Annotated in this window: 1 protein-coding gene and 1 pseudogene; both read left to right on the top strand. The window is 62.2% G+C overall.

Annotated elements, in window-relative coordinates; translation table 11 throughout:
- A pseudogene (locus tag AC788_RS21765) lies at positions 1-1,709 on the top strand (neuraminidase-like domain-containing protein); the annotation flags it as partial.
- A gap of 334 nt (positions 1,710-2,043) precedes the next feature.
- On the top strand, positions 2,044-5,446 hold a 3,403-nt coding region (locus tag AC788_RS15265), incomplete at its 3' end, for a Tc toxin subunit A (protein ID WP_049861439.1).

The raw sequence follows: 5,446 nt of genomic DNA, 5'->3' as shown, positions 1-5,446 counted from the left end.
AGCTGGACAGCCCGTACTTCCGTATCGCCTTGAACCGCGAGCTGGTGCAGAACTGGGACACCACCGAAGCACGCCTGCGCAACCTGCGCCACAACCGCACCCTGGACGGCAAGCCGCTGCAACTGCCGCTGTTCGCAGCGCCCTTAGATCCGCGGGCGCTGATGTCCGCCTACGGCAGCGGCGCTACAGGTGGCGGTGCCGGCCGACTGCTGGGCCAGGAAATCCCGCACTACCGCTTCAATATCATGCACAACCGCGCCAGCGCTGCGGTGGAAAACCTGATCCAGTTCGGCAGTACGCTGCTGTCACTGCTTGAACGCAAGGAAGGCGCGCAACTGCAGGAAATGCAGCAACAGCAAGCCTGGGACATGGCCAAGCAGGCGGTAGTCCTGCAACAGCTGGTGCAGCAGGTGGAAACCGAGGGCCGTAAGGCACTGCTGGCCAGCCGCGCCATCGCCGAAAGTCGTCTGGCCTACTACGGCAAACTGGCCGATGAAGTGGTCAATGCCGGTGAAGTCGCCGCCGGTGTCCTGCACCTGCAGGGACGGGTGATGGAAGGTATCGCCTCGATATCCCAAGGCATCGGTGAAGCGCTGAAGCTGCCGCCGAACGAAGTCAGTGCGGTAGGCGGCGTCATCGCCGGTGGCGCTGGTGGCGCCATTGTAGGGGCCGGCTCTGGTGGCTGGCGGTTGGAAGGTGCGACCGGTATTGCCACTGCCGGCGCGCAACGGGTCGCCACCTCGAGTCGCGGTGCTGCCGAGGCGCTGGACCGCACCGAGCAATACCGCCGCCGCCACCAGGAATGGATGCAGGCCGAAGAGCAGGCCCAGCGCGAGATCGAACAGATCGATGCGCAACTGGCCGTACACGACGAGCAGGCCAAGGTCACCGCCGAGCAGCTGCGGCAGACCGAAGTGCTGGTGGAGCAAGCCGCTACCACCTACCAGTTCCTGAGCAAGCGCTTCACCAGTGCTCAGCTGTACCAGTGGCTCAATGGCCAGTTCGCCACCTTCTATTACCAGGCCTACGACACCACCCTGTCGCTGTGCCTGGCCGCCGAAGCGTGCTGGCAGTACGAGATTGCCGACTTCAAGACCCGCTTCGTTCAGCCCGGTGCCTGGAAGGACAGCTACCGCGGCCTGACTGCCGGCGAGTCGCTCAAGCTCAACCTGATGAAGATGGAAGCGGCCTACCTGCAACGCAACGATCGCAAGCTGGAGATCACTAAAACGGTATCGGTGCGTCGGCTGCTGGAGACTGCAGAAAAACCATGGACCACCGTGGTGCAGGACCTGAGCAAAGACGGAGGGCTGAAAATCGAACTGAGCAAAGCGCTGTTCGAGCGTGATTACCCTGACCAGTACCTGCGCCGCATCAAGCGGGTCAGTGTGACCCTGCCCGCTGTGCTGGGCCCGTACCAGAACGTCGCGGCCATGCTGACGCAGACGTACAGCCAGGTTCAAATGAGTGCCGACCCCGACGCCACCCCTTGGGAAAACATGCGCGCCAGCCAACAGATCGCGTTGTCCAGCGGCATGGATGACGACGGCATGTTCACGCTCAACTTCGACGACGAACGCTACCTGCCATTCGAAGGCACCGGTGCGGTGTCGAACTGGAACCTCAAGTTCACTCGTTCGACGCCCGAGCTGTTGGCATCGCTGAACGATGTGATCCTGAAAATCAGCTACACCGCCGTTTCGGCGTAACCGCAGCAGCCTGCTCGCACGTTCAACGTGCGAGCAGGCTGCCCCTGCCCCTCAAGCCGGGCGGCCGCAAAGGTCGCACCGGCATCTGTGCTTCTACTCACCCGCTCCTTGCGGCGTAATCTGGGGTACTACAAGTTTGCAATCCGCCACGCTTCCCTCTCTCTATGGAGGTCTGACCGGCGTGGAGCCCTGTGTGCCTGGGCTTGGCAGGCCCTGGGAAACCCTTCCTTACACTGCCTCGGCCAGTCTGCCTACCTATCAGTTCTACGGATACCTCAAACCACCCGTTGCGGAAGAACATCAGGTTCGTTTTTCATTCCAAGAGCACCTGATCATGAACACGCCTGAACTGCCCGAACCCCTCTTCGACAACGACGAAGACCTGACCCCCGAAATCGAACTGCCGAGCCAGCCCGACCCGGTCTACAACCCACTGTTCGAAAACCTCGTACCCCAGCAGCCCGAAACCCGCATCGCCGGGCGCCTCAGCTTCGCCGACGCCATGCCGCAGATGGGCATGAGCTCGGTGTTCGACATCATCCGCCAGCCCAAGCTCGAATTCACCAGCCGACTGCGCAACCTCAGCGACGCCGATGGCGACCTGGCCTACGACAATGCCATGTGCTACGCCAACCAGATCGCGCGCTCCTTCCGTGAAGAGCAGGTCTCGTCCGGCCGCAACCTGCCGCTGATCGCGCCGCAAACCGGCGTGCGCGCCTTGGTCAACGTCGGCCCCAGCTACCCTAATCTGTTCAAGGAAAACTGGGACCAGTTCTGCAAGGTCGGCGCCATCGAAGCCATGGACGGACCAGTGGCCTACCTGGGTTCGCTGCGTCGCTTCGCCGCCGAAAAGATCGAAGGCGCCTCCACCTCGCCACTGCGCATCCCGCTGGCGGTGCGCCGTCCGGATCTGGACCAGATGCTGATCGACGAGCAAAGCACCTACCAGAGCCGGCCCATGCTGGACCTGGTCAATGACGTGCTGACCCAGGGCATCAACAAGTACCAGCAGGAAAAAGACGATGTGCGGCCGGTGCATCAACTGCTGGCCGAGAAGAAACACCCGTTCGTGTTTCCGTATCACTTCGCGCATCAGCAGGTGAGTCTGGCGTTGGGTGGGGAGAAGCCTGCGCTGGGCGCCTTGAGCTATCGGGTCAGTGTGACCGGCCCAGGAAAGGGCCAGCCTTTTGGCCATGTGACCACCGATGCAGGCGCCGCGCTGACTGCGCTCAGCGGTCTGAGCCCCAGCTTGCAGAAAATCGTCTTGGCACCTTCGTTGTTCAGCCATTTTTATATTGGCTTGCGCAGTTTGTTGGGCAACGCATCGTTCTACCCGCCGTCCGGAGAAAGCTTCGGAGCGCTACGCAAACACATGACGGCCTATCTGCTGCCGACGCAGGCAGGTGTGACATCGGTTGAGCCCACTGCGCTCAGCGCGATCTGGGCTTCGTCGATTCGTGAAACCTCCGCGATGCTGGCATTTTCAAACGTTGAGGGCGCGAGCAAAGCGGTGCCGTTGAAACTGTACTCGCGAGATTTGCCCGTTAGCGAGAATCGAACCATGGAACAGGCGGTGGAATATACGCATGGCAAAGCGAAATCCCTGGCCATTCATTATACCGGTGGTGAAGCCTTATTGACTGAAGCGAACGGCTGCCGCTGCGATGTCACCATCACCGCCCAATCCTGGTCCGCTCTTGAGGACTGGAACCCCGCCCCCCTGCGGCTGGCGCAATGGAAGTTTACTTTCGTACCCGAGGACGACTACGCGCTTACCCCTGAAGAACAAGCGTTCTTCCGCGACCACTATGGCATCGAGCTACGCTCCGCTGCCATGAACCCCATGACGGCGCTGGATGGATTCCTGCGCGCCACTTCGCTTGACAGCGAACAGGCCGAAGCCTTACTGGCCGTAAAGACCCACGCTCCGATCAAGTCTGCTCACTTCATCAACGCCAACCGGGCCGCAAACGGGACACAGCACTCCAAACCTTTCCCCCTGCCCAATCACTACGGCGCCTGCTACGTCAACGGCGTGGGCGGCAGCGACCCCGGCACTCGTGGCTATGGAAACTCCGACAACGCCATGGCGCTGGTCCAAGAGCCGGCCAGCGGCAAGTGGTCCTTGACCAACACCAGCCTGGAACGCTTCGACCGCCTGCAGCGCATGATTCGTCTGCAAAAAGTCACCGGTCTGCCTTTCGCTCAACTGGATACGCTGATCACCGCCGCCATGCGTTGCGAAGGCGATGCCAACGCCAACCTGGAGATCAACGCCAACACCCTGCGCGCCCTGGGCGCCTACCGCCACTTCAACGAGCAGTATCGCATTGATGCGGAAACCTTCGCGGCGTTCATGTACCACGTGTCGCCTTACGCCAGCAGCGGCAAGGTCCCGCAACTGGATGCGGTGTTCAACACCCCCGTGTTGTTCGACACCCCGCTGATGATCGACAACGGAGCCTTCAGCCTGGACTCCGCAGATCCAGCGCATCAAAAAACCATCGCGCAATTGTGCGCCAGCCTTAACGTTCAGCCCGGCATCGAGTTCGAGCGTATCGCCAAGGCGACCTTGACCCATGTGACACCGCTGCGACGCTCCTTCGCCGTGCTTTCCTCGCTGTACCGTCAGGCGCGCATCGCGCAGATGTTCGGCCTGTCGGTCAACGACTGCTGCGAATTGACCGAGCTGCTGGGTGGCAGTGCCTACTGCACGCTGGTCGCCAGCGGTCGTTTGAAGGCGCTCGAGTCTGACGGCAAGGACATCCTTGACGTGCTGATGGAGCTGGATTGGGCGGTGCGTTGGCTCAAGGATAACAAGCTGACCGTGTCCAAGTTGCGCGACATGGTGGACGCCGGCCCGGTTCCGGTAGCCGCACCCAGCCTGCTCGAGCGTCTGGAGCAACTGGCCGGCGACACGCGTGCCCAGGTCGTGACGGCCAACGCTGTCGCTGCCCTCAACCTGCCCGCCAAATCCACCGGCGCGGCCATCGACTGGTTCGCCGAGCTGGGCAAAGGTGCTGCGCCTGTGATCGACAAGCATGGTCTGGTCAATGCCCCGGCGCTCACCGTGGAAGACAGCGACGCGGAGCAACTGCTGGCCAAAGTGACTGCGTTGATCACAGGTCAGGACCTGACGGACGCTGACGAAGCTGCCGCCATTACCGCGCTGAACGAATTGCTGCTCGATGCCTTGACCCAGCAAAACCGTCTGGTCGAAGCCCTGTTGCAGGAACACACCACGCTGCTGCCGGAACTGGCCGTGCTGGTCGGTCGCTGCGCCGAGGTTTCGCCCCAGCAGTTGCTGGTCGGCGTGCTGAAGGCCTGGCCTGACACCGGTGCGGCCAGCGAAGCCGGCATTGCCGCAATGCTGGCCCAGTTGCATCAGGTCAAGGCCTGTACCAAGGCCCTGAGCTGGGTCGGCATCGGCGCCAAGGCGCTGCGCACCTTGTTGGTCAACCCGGCCTGGCTGGGCGCTGCCAAGCTTTGGCCGCTGAGCCTGGACAACCTGCGAGCCTTCAAAGCCTACGACGGCTTGTTCGACACCCTGGGCCAACCCGAAGAGCGCCTGCTGGGCTACCTGGAACAGGCCAACGTGCTGGTTTCCAATCGCCCTGGCAAGCGCCAACTGGCGGTGCAGGCGCAAACCTGCAATGCCGCAGTGTCGGCCCTGCTGGGCTGGCGCGAAACCGAAGTGGCGCTGCTGACCGAGCTGCTGCCGCAGAAGACCGCCAAGA

Origin of the sequence: Pseudomonas sp. RIT-PI-a, from assembly GCF_001187875.1 — a bacterium.
Taxonomy (GTDB): Bacteria; Pseudomonadota; Gammaproteobacteria; order Pseudomonadales; family Pseudomonadaceae; genus Aquipseudomonas; species Aquipseudomonas coleopterorum.
Note: the sequence above shows the minus strand (reverse complement) of the source record. Positions and strands in the feature narration are given on the sequence as shown.